The sequence below is a fragment of the Carnobacterium iners genome (assembly GCF_900177385.1).
In the GTDB taxonomy this organism is placed as follows: Bacteria; Bacillota; Bacilli; order Lactobacillales; family Carnobacteriaceae; genus Carnobacterium_A; species Carnobacterium_A iners.
This window is the reverse complement of the sequence record NZ_FXBJ01000002.1, coordinates 658,617-675,237: the sequence shown is the minus strand read 5'-3', so window position 1 is coordinate 675,237 and position 16,621 is coordinate 658,617. Positions and strand designations below refer to the sequence as shown.

Annotated in this window: 11 protein-coding genes, 2 rRNA genes, 2 pseudogenes and 1 other annotated feature; of the genes and pseudogenes, 1 reads left to right on the top strand and 14 read right to left on the bottom strand. The window is 37.2% G+C overall.

Translation table 11 applies throughout. The features are described 5' to 3' along the window. Window positions 1-50 precede the first annotated feature (50 nt). The 10 genes and pseudogenes from B9Y54_RS03435 to B9Y54_RS03395 all read right to left on the bottom strand — a co-directional run bounded on the left by B9Y54_RS03435 (window position 51) and on the right by B9Y54_RS03395 (window position 9,466). Entirely contained in the window at window positions 51-509 is a 459-nt protein-coding gene (locus tag B9Y54_RS03435) for a Mini-ribonuclease 3 (RefSeq protein WP_085558972.1), read from the bottom strand. Next, window positions 469-1,878: a cysteine--tRNA ligase gene (cysS, locus tag B9Y54_RS03430; protein WP_085558971.1), complete on the bottom strand. Its 1,410-nt coding sequence runs from the start codon at window positions 1,876-1,878 to the stop codon at window positions 469-471. The genes B9Y54_RS03435 and cysS overlap by 41 nt, the downstream gene beginning before the upstream one ends. A gap of 41 nt (window positions 1,879-1,919) precedes the next feature. Beyond that, window positions 1,920-2,435 (bottom strand): serine O-acetyltransferase EpsC, encoded by a 516-nt coding sequence (gene epsC / locus B9Y54_RS03425; protein WP_085558970.1) that lies wholly within the window; start codon window positions 2,433-2,435, stop codon window positions 1,920-1,922. Between the two features lie 50 nt (window positions 2,436-2,485). Next, window positions 2,486-2,721 (bottom strand) — a binding site (T-box leader). A 29-nt stretch (window positions 2,722-2,750) separates the two neighbouring features. After that, window positions 2,751-4,220 (bottom strand): glutamate--tRNA ligase, encoded by a 1,470-nt coding sequence (gltX, locus tag B9Y54_RS03420; protein WP_085560496.1) that lies wholly within the window; start codon window positions 4,218-4,220, stop codon window positions 2,751-2,753. Window positions 4,221-4,236: 16 nt separating this feature from the next. Next, window positions 4,237-4,719, bottom strand: a complete 483-nt coding sequence (ispF, locus tag B9Y54_RS12455) for a 2-C-methyl-D-erythritol 2,4-cyclodiphosphate synthase (protein ID WP_200805371.1) — start codon at window positions 4,717-4,719, stop codon at window positions 4,237-4,239. A gap of 42 nt (window positions 4,720-4,761) precedes the next feature. Further along, window positions 4,762-5,433, bottom strand: a pseudogene (gene ispD / locus B9Y54_RS12450) (2-C-methyl-D-erythritol 4-phosphate cytidylyltransferase); the annotation flags it as partial. 10 nt (window positions 5,434-5,443) lie between these two features. Then, on the bottom strand, window positions 5,444-6,559 hold the full coding sequence (locus B9Y54_RS03410) for a PIN/TRAM domain-containing protein (RefSeq protein ID WP_085558968.1): 1,116 nt from the start codon (window positions 6,557-6,559) through the stop codon (window positions 5,444-5,446). 74 nt (window positions 6,560-6,633) lie between these two features. Next, entirely contained in the window at window positions 6,634-8,010 is a 1,377-nt protein-coding gene (radA, locus tag B9Y54_RS03405) for a DNA repair protein RadA (RefSeq protein ID WP_085558967.1), read from the bottom strand. Window positions 8,011-8,261: 251 nt separating this feature from the next. Next, window positions 8,262-8,795, bottom strand: coding sequence for a dCTP deaminase/dUTPase family protein (locus B9Y54_RS03400; RefSeq protein WP_085558966.1), 534 nt, complete (start codon window positions 8,793-8,795; stop codon window positions 8,262-8,264). Window positions 8,796-8,937: 142 nt separating this feature from the next. Then, window positions 8,938-9,466: pseudogene (locus B9Y54_RS03395) on the bottom strand (transposase). Window positions 9,467-9,756: 290 nt separating this feature from the next. Here B9Y54_RS03395 and B9Y54_RS03390 point away from each other — a divergent pair. Beyond that, window positions 9,757-10,860 (top strand): ABC transporter ATP-binding protein, encoded by a 1,104-nt coding sequence (locus tag B9Y54_RS03390; protein WP_085558965.1) that lies wholly within the window; start codon window positions 9,757-9,759, stop codon window positions 10,858-10,860. A gap of 104 nt (window positions 10,861-10,964) precedes the next feature. Here the strand turns inward: B9Y54_RS03390 and B9Y54_RS03385 are convergent, their stop codons facing one another. The 4 genes from B9Y54_RS03385 to B9Y54_RS03370 form a co-directional block, all read right to left on the bottom strand. Then, window positions 10,965-11,522, bottom strand: coding sequence for a sugar O-acetyltransferase (locus B9Y54_RS03385; protein WP_085558964.1), 558 nt, complete (start codon window positions 11,520-11,522; stop codon window positions 10,965-10,967). 293 nt (window positions 11,523-11,815) lie between these two features. Then, the gene (locus tag B9Y54_RS03380; protein ID WP_159446044.1) at window positions 11,816-13,177 is read right to left on the bottom strand and encodes a L,D-transpeptidase family protein; all 1,362 of its coding nucleotides are present in this window, start codon (window positions 13,175-13,177) and stop codon (window positions 11,816-11,818) included. Window positions 13,178-13,292: 115 nt separating this feature from the next. Continuing rightward, window positions 13,293-13,408: ribosomal RNA gene (rrf, locus tag B9Y54_RS03375) — 5S ribosomal RNA — on the bottom strand. A gap of 89 nt (window positions 13,409-13,497) precedes the next feature. Continuing rightward, window positions 13,498-16,418, bottom strand: a 23S ribosomal RNA gene (locus B9Y54_RS03370). Window positions 16,419-16,621: the final 203 nt, after the last annotated feature.

The window sequence follows — 16,621 nt, the reverse complement described above, 5'->3', positions numbered from 1 at the left end:
CAGGTTTAGATGGCCTCTTTTGATTGGTATTTTGCTTGTTAAATGTACGTTTATCTTTGGACATTATTTTTTACCTCCACAGTGTGAATACACCAATTAATTAATTCTTCCAGTCGTTTTGTTTGCTTTGATAAATGCAAATATCCCATCAATGCTTCAAACCCTGTCGAGGTACGATACGTGATAACATCTGCATTTTTTGCTGTTGTATGGCTTTTTGAATTTCGGCCACGCTTATACATCTCGATTTCTTTTTCAGTCAACAACTCTTTTTCATCTAACATTTCATGCATCAGCATATTTTGTGCTTTAGCTGAAACATACTTCGTTGCCGTTTTATGCAATTGATTAGGACGTGTAAATCCAATTTCAACTAAATGATCACGAATGTAAATTTCGTAAATAGCATCTCCTACATACGCTAAGGCTAGACCATTTAATAAAGACCAATCTTTATTTATTTCTTCTTTATTGTTCTCTTCTCCATCTTGTTCCTTGTGGGGTATCATCTAAAATAATTCCTTCCTTTTTTAGTAAATCTCTAATTTCATCACTTCGTTTAAAATCTTTATTTAATCGCGCAGTATTTCTTTCTTCAATTAATTCTTCAATTTTATTATCAACCAATTCTTCTGTACCAAAAGTAATGCCAAAAATTTGCATTAGCTCTTTGAATTGTGAAAGCATAGCTTTTAAAACTACTTCTGAAACGTTATCTTGTTCACTGTAGATATTCATTAATTTTACTAGTTCATAAATAACTGTAATTCCATTTGCTGAATTAAAATCATCGTCCATTTCTTCAATAAACTGGTTTTTTATTACTGCTAGTTGTTTTAAATAATCTGAATCGCTAAGTAAAGCTTTCGACGCATCTATTAAACGGTAAGAAATATTATCAAATGCTCTTCTTAGTTTATTTAAATTCGTTTTAGCCTCTTCAATCGTCGCCTCGTTGTAACTAATCGGTCTTCTATATTGCGTAGTAGCCATGAAGAATCGCAGAATCTGAGGATCCATTTCTTTTATCATATCATGCACCAACACAAAGTTTCCAAGAGACTTACTCATTTTTTCGTTATCCATTGTCACAAATCCGTTATGCATCCAATAATTAGCAAATGTGTGACCCGTTTTAGCTTCACTTTGAGCTATCTCATTTTCATGATGTGGAAAAGATAAATCTTGTCCTCCTGCGTGAATATCAATGGTGTCACCCAGGTATTTAGTTGCCATCACTGAACACTCAATATGCCAACCCGGTCGACCAGGCCCCCAAGGAGATTCCCAATTAATTTCATCTGCCTTGACAGCCTTCCATAAAGCAAAATCTAAAGGATCTTCTTTCTTATCATTCTCACTCGATTCCGTTCGTTTACTAGCTCCAACTTCTAATTCATCAATAGATATCCCACTTAATCTTCCATATTTTTTGAATTTACGCGTTCTATAATATACATCTCCATCAACGGCATATGCGTATCCTTTTTCAATTAGAACCGCTATAAAGTCGACTATTTCAGGAATATTGTCCATTACTCGCGGATTAGCTGTTGCGTCTCTAACACCTAGAGCTTTAGTATCTTTATAATAAGCCTCAATAAAACGATCAGCTACCTCTGGAGCTGTTACATTAAGTTCTTTAGCTGCACGAATGATTTTGTTATCTACATCCGTAAAGTTAGAGATAAATCTTACTTCATAATCTCGGTATTCTAGATAACGTCTTACGGTATCAAATGCTACTGTACTACGAGCATTTCCGATGTGAATGTAATTATACACTGTTGGACCACAAACATACATCTTTACTTTACCTGGTTCTAACGGCGTAAAAACCTCTTTTTCTCTTGTTAAAGTATTGTATATTTTTATCATTATTAATCTCCTCACTTTAAAAGTATCAGATAATTATTCATTTATTTATGCCATCTCACTATCTCAGCTGGCATTCCGACAGCTGTTACATCTGCAGGCATAGATTTCAATACAACAGCTGATGCACCAATTTTAGTGTTATTCCCAATAGTAATCGGTCCAATAACTTGGACATGAGCTGAAAGCAAGACATTGTTGCCAATAGTTGGGTGTCTCTTCCCTTCGTCTTTGCCAGTTCCACCTAATGTTACTCCGTGAAACATCACAACATCGTCACCAATAATAGCTGTTTCTCCTACTACAACTCCCATTCCATGATCAATAAATAATCTTCTTCCAATAATCGCTCCTGGGTGAATTTCAATTCCTGTTAAAAATCTAGAAAAATTAGCAAGTATACGGGCAAGTAAATAAAAATGATTTAAATATAATTTATGGGCTAAGCGATGTAAAAGAATAGCATAAAAACTAGGATAAGTTAAAATGATTTCAAGTGTACTTTTAACAGAAAGATCTTTTTGTTTGATTGTCTTAAGATCTTCTCTCATTCGTTTCATCGTATCCCTCCACACATTTAAATAAAAATAAAACAGCGCCTTTTATCTTTATAAAAGACGCTGTTAGCGTTATTCCACTTTTCTATTTCACTTCTATCGATATAAATAAATCTTTCTTACTTATCTGATTGTATTGGACAAGTTAACGGTTGCTACCGGTTGATACCTACTTTTTTTCAATATCACAACTCAGAGAGGCACTTCGCTTTTAAAAAACATCTGCTCACACCACCACAGACTCTCTTTAGTTTTTTTAAAAGTTACTCTTTCTCGTCACAGTTTTTAGATTATTTAATTATTTTTATCTAGTTGCTTTCAAAGATGAGAAATAGCCGTTTGCAAATGCGCCTTTGTTTTTTCGCGACCAAGTAATTCAATCGTTTCAGGTAACTCAGGACCATGAACTTGTCCTGTTACTCCAACTCTAATTGGCATAAAGAGATTCTTTCCTTTAATACCTGTTTCTTTTTGGATAGATTTGATACCTGCTTTAATACTAACTGCATCAAAACTTTCTAAGTCTGAAATAACTTTATCAAATGCATTAAGCACCTCTAAAACCGTTTCTCCAGCTAATATTTCTTTTGCTGCTTCATCTAGTTCTGGCGTTTCTGTAAAGAACAAACTAGCTAATGTTGTGATTTCAGCACCATAACTCATTTGATCATGATACAAACCAATCACTCTTTGGACCCATTCTTTTTTATCGTCAGATAAATTTTCTTCTACATAGTCTGCTTTAACCAAATGAGGCATAGCTAATGTCGTTAGTGTTTCTAAATCCGTTTGTTTCATATATTGGTTATTGATCCAATCTAATTTTTTAGGATCAAAGGCTGCTGGCGACTTGCTCAAGCGGTCTGGATTAAACATTTTTATAAAGTTCGCTTGGTCAAAGATCTCCTCTTCTCCAACTGGTGACCAACCAAGTAAAGCAATAAAATTAAACATGGCTTCTGGTAAATAACCTAAATCATGGTACTGTTCAATAAATTGTAAAATACTTTCATCACGTTTGCTTAATTTTTTACCTGTTTCACTATTAATGATTAAAGTCATATGCCCAAAAGTAGGTGGTTTCCAACCAAATGCCTCATAAATCATCAATTGTTTTGGCGTATTAGCGATATGATCGTCTCCACGCAATACATGAGTGATTTCCATATAATGATCATCTACTGCTACAGCAAAATTATATGTTGGCATACCATCACGTTTAGCAATAACAAAATCTCCCCCAACGCTACTTGCTTCAAATGTAATCGTTCCTTTTACCATATCTTCAAAACTATAAGTGTTTTCTGGTGAAACTCTAAAACGAATAACAGGTTCAATACCCTCAGCTTCTTTAACTTTTTGCTCTTTAGGAGATAAGTTAGCACATTTCCCACCATAGTGAGGCATTTCCCCGCGATTACGCTGCGCGTCACGTTCTGATTCTAGTTCTTCTTCAGAACAGTAACATTTGTATGCACGACTTCCCATTAGTAATTGATCAACTAATGGATCATAAATAGATCGTCTTTCAGATTGTCTGTATGGGCCGTATTTACCCGGTTTCTCGGGACTTTCATCCCAATCCATTCCCAACCATTTCAGGTTTTCTAATTGACTCTTTTCGCCATTTTCAATGTTACGTTTTTGATCTGTATCTTCAATTCTTATGATAAAATCACCATTATTATGCTTAGCAAATAAGTAATTAAACAAAGCTGTTCGAGCGTTTCCGATGTGTAAATTTCCGGTTGGGCTTGGTGCATAGCGTACGCGAACTTTTTTCGTCATAATAGTTTCCTCATCTCTAAATAGTATTTTTTTCAATTAAACAAATAGCCATTGCTGCAATACCTTCTTGTCTTCCGACAAAACCCATTTTCTCAGACGTTGTCGCTTTTACGTTAACACGTTCTGTATCCATTTGACAATCAAATGCTATATTTTTTTGCATTTCTTTTAAATACGGTTGCATTTTTGGCTTTTCTGCTAAAATTGTCGCATCTATATTAATAATACTAAATTTTTCACCTATTAACTGTTTATAAACTTGTTGCAATAATTCTCTAGAGTTTGCATCTTTAAAAGCTAGATCTGTATCAGGAAATAACTGTCCGATATCGCCTTTTCCTGCAGCTCCAAGCAATGCATCAATAATGGCATGAATTAAAACATCGGCATCAGAATGACCAACAAGACCTTTTTCAAATGGCAATTCTACACCACCAATAATACAAAGTCGCCCTTCAACTAATTGGTGGGTATCATATCCTTGACCGACTCTTTGCATCTTGTTCTCCTTTTGTGATTTTTGCTGATGTTTCAATATCGCTTCACCTACAATTAAATCTTCAGGTGTAGTTATTTTAATATTATCATAGCTACTTGGTACCATTACAACTTTTTCGCCAAGTCGTTCTACAAGTGAGGCGTCGTCTGTCCCTAGAAAATTTTCTATTCTTGCTGTTTTATGTGCCTTAAGTATTAATTGGCTACTAAATGCTTGAGGCGTCTGAACTTGCCACAAAGCCGAACGTACTATTGTCTCTACAACCAGTTTATTTTCAACTTTTTTGATTGTATCTTTAACAGGAACACCTAAAATCGCCGCTTTTGTCTGATGAACAACCTCATTTAAGCCCTCGATTAAGTGGCTTTCAACAAAAGGTCGAGCTCCATCATGGATCATGACAAAGCCCTTTATATTTTCTAACTTTCTCAATCCATAATTCACACTATCTTGGCGCTCAGCACCACCTTCTACAAACGTAAAAGGAATAGTTGTTGAGACACTTTCTTTTTTGGCCAATTCTTTTAGCAAAGGAATTTCATCTTTCTTTGCCACAATGATAATGTGGCAGCAATTGTTATCCTTTAGAAAAGTCCTTAAGGGATAGACAATTAATGGTTCATCTAACAATGGTAGCAAGACCTTATTTCCCGAAATTCCCATGCGCTTTCCATGACCTGCCGCTAGTAAAATCAGCTCATAGTCTTTGTTCATCACAAGGCTCCTATTCTTTTTCTTTAATTCCTTTTTGAGAATGAACTGGTTTTGCAAAAATCATACGGCCTGCAGCCGTTTGAAGTGCACTTGTCACAACTACATTGATTGTTTTATTCATAAAGTACTGCCCGTCTTCTACTACAATCATTGTCCCATCATCTAGATACGCTACTCCTTGATTGCGTTCTGTCCCGATTTTAACAACCATTACGGTCATTTGTTCACCTGGTATCACAACCGGTTTTACAGCATTAGCTAGTTCATTGATATTTAGTACGGGTACGTTTTGGAACTCACTAACTTTATTTAGATTGTAATCGTTAGTAACAACTACTCCATCTAAAAGTTTTGCAAGTTTAATTAATTTTGTATCCACTTCAGCAATATCCTCAAAGTCGCCATCGTACATTTCGACATCCATATCATTTTCTTTTTGCAAAGCATTTAAAATATCTAGTCCTCTACGTCCTCTTACACGCTTAAGGCTATCTGAAGAGTCTGCAATGTATTGTAATTCTTGCAAAACAAAGTTAGGTATTAACAATACCCCTTCAACAAAACCTGTTTTAGCAATATCATAAATCCTGCCATCGATAATCACACTAGTATCTAAAATTTTATATTTTCTAAAGGTTTCATCTGACTTTCTTTCTAACAACTGGTTTTCTTCTTCTAATTCTACATTCCTTTTAGATTTCGTTTGGAACATTTTTTGCCACTCTTCGCGTCTAGTTGTACCAATACGAAAACCAAGATAAGCAAAAATAAACATTAAAATAATGGGTAAGATGCTGCTGATAAACGGCCATGATAAACCGATTAAGAAAAGACTACCTAACCAAGCTAACACCATCCCTGTAATTGTTCCAATACTTCCAAATAACAAGTAAGTAAGGCTTTGCTGGCTTAATAATACTTCTATTTTTTTAATCCCTTGCTCAATATACTTTGTGGTGGGAAGAGAAATGAATAAAAATATAATAGCACCAATCACAATATTCACAAAGCTATAGTCCATAAATTGATTTGAAACATTAAAAATATCCCATACTAATGGTAAAAAGCTTGCTCCAATACTTCCACCAATTAATACAAACATTCCCATAATAATTTTTTTAGCCAAAATAATCCTCCTTTTTCAATAACGGTATGTTCTCTACTTTAATTTTAAAATAAAGACTATGCCAGCTACTTAATTTATTTATTATCAAAAGCTTTTCGAATACTGTCCGTAATAGTTGATACTCCTACGACTTCAATATCTTTAGGGAATGTCCACCCACCAATATTATTTTTAGGAATAAAAATACGAGTGAACCCTAATTTGGCAGCTTCTTGAACCCTTTGATCAATACGACTTACTCTTCTTACTTCTCCCGTAAGCCCTATCTCACCAATAAAACAGTCTTTTGGACGTGTTTCTTTTTCTTGATAACTAGAGGTAATACTCATCGCAATCGCTAAGTCGATAGCAGGCTCATCTAATTTCACTCCACCAGCTGCTTTTAAATAGGCATCTTGATTTTGTAGCAACATACCTGCTCTTTTTTCTAAAACAGCCATAATTAGTGATACTCGATTATGATCTAAGCCACTTACCGTCCGTTTGGCGTTTCCAAAAACAGTCGGTGTAATCAACGATTGAATCTCTGCTAGGATTGGTCTTGTGCCTTCCATTGCAGCTACAACAGCTGATCCTGTTGCTCCAGCTAGTCGTTCTTCAAGGAACATCTCAGAAGGGTTGAGAACTTCTACTAAACCACCATTTCTCATTTCAAAGATTCCAATTTCATTCGTTGAACCAAAACGGTTTTTAACAGCTCTTAAAATACGAAACGTGTGGTGTCGGTCTCCTTCAAAATAAAGAACCGTATCTACCATATGTTCTAGCATTTTAGGCCCAGCAATAGACCCTTCTTTAGTTACATGTCCTACAATAAAAATAGCAATATTATTAGTCTTGGCTATTTTCATTAAATCTGCTGTACTTTCTCGTACTTGGCTAACACTTCCAACAACACTTGAAACATCTGGTTGACTCATCGTTTGGATTGAGTCAATAACAACAAAGTCTGGTTTTATTTCTTCAATCGTCTGACGAATAGCGGCCATATCTGTTTCAGGGTAAATATAAAAATTATCACCTTTAACGCCTAATCGATTTGCACTCATTTTTAGTTGACTTGCACTTTCTTCACCCGATACGTATAACACTTTACCACCAGTATCATTTAACTGAGCAGAAACTTGTAGCAAGAGGGTTGATTTACCAATTCCTGGATCTCCTCCAATTAGAATCAAAGAGCCTGGAACGACCCCTCCACCTAGTACACGATTTAATTCGGCTAATTTCGTTTTTACTCTTGGTATTTTTGAAACAGTAATCTCTTGAATCGTTTGAGCCTTAGCAGACTTTCCAGTCATACTAACACGACTTCTACGATTGTTCTTATCTGCAATCACTTCTTCTTCCATTTGATTCCATGCACCACAGTTTGGGCAACGTCCCATCCATTTCGGAGATTCGTATCCACAAGCTTGGCAGACAAACTTAGTTGATATTTTTTTTGCCACTGATCGAACCTTCCCTTCGTTTATTGCATAGATTGTAAATGTATTTTACCACAAAAATGAGAGCAAAAGGTTTTAAAGTCCTTTTATTCTCGATACTAAATCATTTAATAGTATCTTACTCACTTTGATTTTATCTTTATTAAATAGGATAAATTTAATTAGTTATTAAACCAGCTTATTTTTTAAAAAAACTACAGAAAAGGTAAGAATATTATTCTCAGCTTTTCTGTAGTTTTATCATAACTCTATTTTTATTTTCCTGAAGAACCAAAGCCACCTAAACGATTTTTTTGTGTGCTTCTTTCGTTATCAGCTTTTAAAAAGGGCAAGAAAATACCCTGTCCAATTCGATCCCCTTTTTTAATAAGACGATCCTTAATACCATAATTAATAAATTGAAAATAAATTTGGCCTTCATTCGATTTATTATTATAATAATCTGAATCGATGATTCCTATCCCATTAGGTAGCAACAACTGATTTTTAATTGGATTGCTCGAACGGTTTGCTAGTTGAAGAAATTCGTCCTCTCCCATATAGGCTTTTATACCCGTCGGTACTAAAGTTGATTTCAAATATTCTTGATTTTCTTCTCCAAGAGAGAAATCTTTTTTTTCATTTACCATATTTTTGTTTTTTAATAAAGCTTTCCAAATACAAGGCACTAAACAATCTTCGGCTGCCTCAAAATCGTAGCCCGCTGCATGATATGTTGCTCTAATTGGTAACTTTATTTCTTTTCCTTGATAATCTGTCACAATTTCAAAACCACGTTGTTTATTCATTTCTTTATCCCCTTTAGTAAATCAAGTAAAATTTAAAATCTAATATTACAAATTCCACCGATTAAAAATCGTCTTAATTAGTATAACAAATATTTAATCGCATTACGATAACTCTTCTTTCTTATCAGGGCGTGTTTGAAAACTATTTTATTAAGAGAAGAATAGTAACGACATAAACAAAGTCAAAGCACGACGTTGCGAGTTTATCGTAACGAGTGGCAATGTGGCGGAAATTCTTCAACTTATTAAAAAAACACTCCACCAAATGACGCTCTTTATACAGCCATCAATCAACAGTCCAAGGTTTTCTCGTCTTTTTCTTTGGCAGAATAGTGTAGATCGCAACAGGAACAAGCACTTCAATCACGAGAATACTATCATGGACATTACCACCAGATAGTTGGAAATACAGCGGATTCCCTAAGTAATCAACGATAACATGGATTTTTGTTGTGTTGCCCACCACTCTGTTGATGCGCTGTTACAACGGTTGAATCGATACTTAAGTTTTCTTAATCGGCCTCACTATTCAAAGCTATAAAAAGAGATTCCAGTAAGTCCCTATCGCGCCATTCGGCGCCACTTCTAGCGATTCATAAAATGATATTTAACATGAGACGATTGTTTTTTGGAGGTCTACCAGTGCGATATGGTGGAAAGAAATCTTTCATTTAATTCCATTGCTCATCAGTTATTTTATATCATTCGATACTCATGATGTTCATTCCTTTTTTTCTTTTATTATACTAGAAATTAGGGTAGTGGTTAGTTTTCAAACACACCCTAAGAGAATCCCTCTTCCCATAAAAATAAGTTTTCACTTCTTAGATGTGCACTATGCACAAAAAAAAGGAAAAAACTTGTGCATTGCTCCGTTTTGAAAAGGTAACGTTTACATTATACTGAATATATTGATGAGAACGTTATTGAAACACTAATAAAAATAGGACAGGTGATCAGGATGGTAGAAATTGCTTTAAATAATATTCACAAAAAATATGAGAATAATGAAAATTATTCCGTTACAGATTTTAACTTAAAAATAAAAGACAAAGAGTTCATCGTTTTTGTCGGACCCTCTGGTTGCGGCAAATCTACAACTTTACGTATGATAGCAGGACTAGAAGACATCTCCGAAGGAGAACTGTTGATTGGTGAAACATTAATGAATGATGTTGCTCCTAAGGATCGTGACATCGCAATGGTTTTCCAAAACTATGCTTTATACCCTCATATGACCGTATATGATAACATGGCTTTTGGTTTAAAATTACGTAAATATAAAAAAGAAGAAATTAACCGTCGTGTAGAAGAAGCTGGTGAGATTTTAGGACTTACTGAATTCTTACAGCGTAAACCAGCTGCATTATCAGGTGGACAGCGTCAACGTGTCGCACTAGGACGTGCTATTGTACGTGATGCTAAAGTCTTCCTTATGGATGAACCTTTATCTAACTTAGATGCAAAATTACGTGTAGCTATGCGTGCAGAGATCGCTAAATTACACCGTCGTCTTGAAACAACGACGATTTATGTTACTCATGACCAAACCGAAGCTATGACAATGGCCGATCGTATTGTTATTATGAAAGATGGCTTTGTTCAACAAATTGGTTCTCCTAAACAAGTTTATGATACTCCCGTTAACAAATTTGTAGCTGGTTTCATTGGATCTCCAGCAATGAACTTCTTTGATGTTACTTTAAATGGAAATGTTCTAACAAATGGAGCAGGTTTAAAATTAGTTATCCCTGAAGGAAAAAGTAAATTTTTAATTTCTAAAGGCTATGACGGTAAAAATTTAGTTTTTGGTATCCGTCCAGAAGACATCCATAGTGAGCAAATTGCTTTAGATACAGATCCTAATAGTGTTGTTCACGCAGAAGTTGTTGTATCAGAATTACTAGGTGCTGAGACGATGTTGTACACACGTGTAGACAATACTGAATTTATTTCTAAAGTAGATGCTCGTGATTACCACAAGCCTGGAGAATTTATTGACTTGGCATTCAACCTTAATAAGAGCCTTTTCTTTGACCCTGAAACAGAGGCTGTCCTTATTTAATACGTCTATCATCTAACATTTATTTGTTAGAGATAACTCAACTAACGGTTAACCCCTTAACATAAAGAACTGAAATTAGGATGAAAATCCAAATCTCAGTTCTTTTATTTTGAATCTAGTGTTTTAATTATCTTTGCGGGATTGCCTCCAAGAACAACGTTATCAGGAAAAGATTTTGTTACAACAGCTCCTGCTCCAACAACTACATTATTTCCTAACGTTACGCCTGGAATAATAATAGCTCCCCCACCAACCCATACATTATCTCCAAATGTAATTGGCTTGCCATATTCAATTGACGTATTACGTTCAATCGGATCTAGCGGATGGGTAGCGGTATATAATTGAACATTCGGAGCTAACATACAATTCTTGCCAATTGTTATTGGGCAAATATCTAGTAAAGTACAATTAAAATTAGCATAAAATTTTTCACCAATATGAATGTTAAATCCATAATCTACTATTAGACCAGGATTTACATGGAAATTCTGCCCCGTTGTTCCAAACAACTTTTTAAGTATAGCTTTTTTTTTATTTAATTCTTGTGTTTGATGAAAGTTTGTTAATCCTTTTTGTGCTTGATTTCTAGCTTTTGACAATTCAAAATCAGAAGCATCATACATTTCTCCGTTGATCATCTTTTCTTTTTCTATTCGCATTTTCTTTTTTCTCCTCTTCTACTAACTTAGGTATCTATTTAAATTCAGAAATTAGGTAGTATCAACCATTAAAGGTTTACCTTAAGCATCTATATTCTAAATTTTTTCATATCTTCCCATTTTTTTACTTATAACTCAAGGCGATATTTTTTTAAAGTAATGATTTAATTTCTTTCATTTAACTGATTCTATTTCTATTTTTCATTCCTATAATTATTACTTTTAAACAGATCGTAAATTTTAATTTGAAAAAGGTACAACAGGTTTGTATTCCTGTCGTACCTTAATGGTATTTAATAAATTATTACGGGTATACCTACCTCAACCTGATTATATATTTTTGACATCACAGTTGGTGGCGTATTAATACACCCATGGGAACCCTTGGTTATATAATTGTTTCCACCATAGATAGATTGCCAAGGAGAATCGTGTATCCCCACTCCGTCCCAATCAACTGGAAGCCAATAATCAACTGGAGTAGCATAATCTTCACCAGTTAAAGTAGCATTACGATCTTTTTTCCAAACATAGAAAACTCCTTTTGGTGTTGGTGTTTTTGGTTTTCCAGAAATAATATCTGTTTCTAAGAATCGCTGTCCATTGATATATACCCACATATGTTGCGAGGCCAAATCAACTTCTATATAATTTTCTCCAAACTCATTTTCATTATCCGAATAGCCTGATCCATTGTAAAGTGGAGTCCGTTCGATATTTTCCCCAAGTAAAATATCAGTTGCCAGCAATTCTGATTCACGAGCTACATCTAGTGTCCAACCATAAGTTCCCGGTGGCACATTAACTACACCTCTTTTACTCGTTTTAAAATTTCTTGTTTTTTCGTAAGTGCTATATTTCACACTTAGTCCTTCGATATATGCAGTAACTCCTATTTTATCTACTGTTATCGAATTTGCCTCATCTACGCCTAACCAGCTAACCAATGTTTCACGTGGCACAACTTCTTTTGAACCAGTAATAGTATAAACAACAGACAGTTCACTTAATTTTTGTAACTCACCTAATTTAGATTCTAAAGTCTTATCAGAAGCAAGGATACCAGGTTTTTCATATGCTTGCTTTAAATCAAGTTTTGAATCACCTTCTTTAAAAGATTCTTTTAATAATTCTACCACTCTAAACTGGTCTAAAAAGTTACCTTTTACTTCAGGTTGAATACTAAATTGATTATCCACTTTTATTATCTCTGCATTACTAGGTTTTGTACGATTTTCTTGATTTAATAGTAAACTTGAAATATATGTTTCAAGTTTACTATCCTCAAATGTTAAATTTTTAATTATTAGTTTTGCATGGTTTGAACTAATTTGCTTTATTGGCCAAGACCAACTATTCTGTTTTCTTATTTCTTTATCTAGTGGTTTTATAAACTCAGATGTAACGCCTATATCTTTGCCCGTAAAAGTAAATAATTCTTTTTTATTTTCCATTACTCTGATTTCTTTTTCTCGATAATATTTTTTAATTTCTTGATTTGCTTCTTTAACTGTCTTTTTCCCAACTTCTATACCATTAACAGTTGTTTTAGGTAGAAACTGATTTTTATATTGCATACTTAACGTAACGTAGAATATCCCAATTATTGTTAAAAAAATAGCTAGTCCCCATATAACTGATTTTTTTCTATTCATTGTATCCATCCTTTTTTTTACATTCTTTGTATCCTTCATCTTAACATGTTTTAATTTGAATATAAAATTTAACAATAAAAAAAGCACCATCCGAAGATGATACTTTTTTAAAGATGCGCGGCAGCGTCCTACTCTCACAAAGGGAAACCCTTCACTACCATCGGCGCTAAGAAGCTTAACTACTGTGTTCGGCATGGGAACAGGTGTGACCTTCTTGCCATCGCCACCACACATCTTTTAGCTATAAGAGAACGTTGTTCTCTCAAAACTGGATAGTGTTTAACTATAAGACAATAAAACCGTTTCTTCATCGTTTAAAAATGGTTAAGTCCTCGACCGATTAGTATTGGTCCGCTCCATACATCGCTGTACTTCCACTTCCAACCTATCTACCTGATCATCTCTCAGGGGTCTTACTCACTTACGTGATGGGAAATCTCATCTTGAGGGGGGCTTCACGCTTAGATGCTTTCAGCGTTTATCCCGTCCACACATAGCTACCCAGCGATGCTCTTGGCAGAACAACTGGTACACCAGCGGTGTGTCCATCCCGGTCCTCTCGTACTAAGGACAGCTCCTCTCAAATTTCCTGCGCCCGCGACGGATAGGGACCGAACTGTCTCACGACGTTCTGAACCCAGCTCGCGTACCGCTTTAATGGGCGAACAGCCCAACCCTTGGGACCGACTACAGCCCCAGGATGCGATGAGCCGACATCGAGGTGCCAAACCTCCCCGTCGATGTGGACTCTTGGGGGAGATAAGCCTGTTATCCCCAGGGTAGCTTTTATCCGTTGAGCGATGGCCCTTCCATACGGAACCACCGGATCACTAAGCCCGACTTTCGTCCCTGCTCGACTTGTAGGTCTCGCAGTCAAGCTCCCTTCTGCCTTTACACTCTACGAATGATTTCCAACCATTCTGAGGGAACCTTTGGGCGCCTCCGTTACACTTTAGGAGGCGACCGCCCCAGTCAAACTGCCCGTCAGACACTGTCTCCCAGCCAGATTATGGCTGAGGGTTAGAGTGGTCATACAGCAAGGGTAGTATCCCACCATTGCCTCCACCAAGACTAGCGTCCTGGCTTCATAGGCTCCTACCTATCCTGTACAAGCTGTACAAACACTCAATATCAAACTGCAGTAAAGCTCCATGGGGTCTTTCCGTCCTGTCGCGGGTAACCTGCATCTTCACAGGTACTATAATTTCACCGAGTCTCTCGTTGAGACAGTGCCCAAATCATTACGCCTTTCGTGCGGGTCGGAACTTACCCGACAAGGAATTTCGCTACCTTAGGACCGTTATAGTTACGGCCGCCGTTTACTGGGGCTTCAATTCTGAGCTTCGCTCGAGAGCTAACCCATCCTCTTAACCTTCCAGCACCGGGCAGGCGTCAGCCCCTATACGTCATCTTTCGATTTAGCAGAGACCTGTGTTTTTGATAAACAGTTGCTTGGGCCTATTCACTGCGGCTGACCAAATGGTCAGCACCCCTTCTCCCGAAGTTACGGGGTCATTTTGCCGAGTTCCTTAACGAGAGTTCGCTCGCACACCTTAGGATTCTCTCCTCGACTACCTGTGTCGGTTTGCGGTACGGGCAGATTGTTTCTAACTAGAAGCTTTTCTTGACAGTGTGACATCGGGAACTTCGATACTTAATTTCTCTCCCCATCACAACTTGTCCTTAATAGAGGCAAGCATTTGACTCACCTCAAGACTTGTTGCTTGGACGCACATATCCAACAGTGCGTATTCCTTAGCCTACTGTGTCCCTCCATTGTTCAAACAAAACAAACTGGTACAGGAATCTCAACCTGTTGTCCATCGTCTACGCCTATCGGCCTCGACTTAGGTCCCGACTAACCCTGGGAGGACGAGCCTTCCCCAGGAAACCTTAGTCATTCGGTGGACGGGATTCTCACCCGTCTTTCGCTACTCATACCGGCATTCTCACTTCTAAGCGCTCCACCAGTCCTCACGGTCTAGCTTCGACGCCCTTAGAACGCTCTCCTACCATAGAACCTAAGTTCTATCCACAGCTTCGGTGTTATGTTTAGCCCCGGTAAATTTTCGGCGCAGGGTCACTCGACTAGTGAGCTATTACGCACTCTTTAAATGATGGCTGCTTCTGAGCCAACATCCTAGTTGTCTAAGCAACCCCACATCCTTTTCCACTTAACATAAACTTTGGGACCTTAGCTGGTGGTCTGGGCTGTTTCCCTCTCGACTACGGATCTTATCACTCGTAGTCTGACTCCCGGATATAAATCAATGGCATTCGGAGTTTATCTGAATTCGGTAACCCGAGAAGGGCCCCTAGTCCAAACAGTTGCTCTACCTCCATGATTCTAATTCCGAGGCTAGCCCTAAAGCTATTTCGGAGAGAACCAGCTATCTCCAAGTTCGATTGGAATTTCTCCGCTACCCACACCTCATCCCCGCATTTTTCAACATACGTGGGTTCGGTCCTCCAGTGCGTATTACCGCACCTTCAACCTGGACATGGGTAGATCACTTGGTTTCGGGTCTACGACCACATACTCATTCGCCCTATTCAGACTCGCTTTCGCTACGGCTCCGTCTCATCAACTTAACCTCGCATGGGATCGTAACTCGCCGGTTCATTCTACAAAAGGCACGCTATCACCCATTAACGGGCTCTAACTACTTGTAAGCACACGGTTTCAGGTGCTGTTTCACTCCCCTTCCGGGGTTCTTTTCACCTTTCCCTCACGGTACTGGTTCACTATCGGTCACTAGGGAGTATTTAGCCTTGGGAGATGGTCCTCCCGGATTCCGACGGAATTTCTCGTGTTCCGCCGTACTCAGGATACTGATCAGAGTGAACGAAGTTTCAGTTACGGGGCTTTTACCCTCTTCGGCGGACCTTTCCAGGTCGCTTCTCCTACTTCGTTCATTTATGACTCTATGTGTTCAGTCCTACAACCCCAGAAAGCAAGCTTTCTGGTTTGGGCTATTCCCGTTTCGCTCGCCGCTACTCAGGGAATCGATTTTTCTTTCTCTTCCTGCAGGTACTTAGATGTTTCAGTTCTCTGCGTCTACCTCTATTGACCTATGTATTCAGTCAATAGTAACACCCGATAAAGAGTGTTGGGTTTCCCCATTCGGAAATCTCTGGATCAAAGCTTACTTACAGCTCCCCAAAGCATATCGGCGTTAGTCCCGTCCTTCTTCGGCTCCTAGTGCCAAGGCATCCACCGTGCGCCCTTATTAACTTAACCTATGGTCATGTTAACTATTCCATTCACCCTAAGGTGAAGAAATACATTAAAAAATAAAACGCGATGTTTTCTTGGTTTCTTGCTTTTCTTACATGTTAAACACTATCCAGTTTTCAAAGAACAACTACTTACTTTCTGAGAAGATTAGACCTCTCAAAACTAAACAAAGTAAAACGACTGTGACGGTTCCGTTATATCCTTAG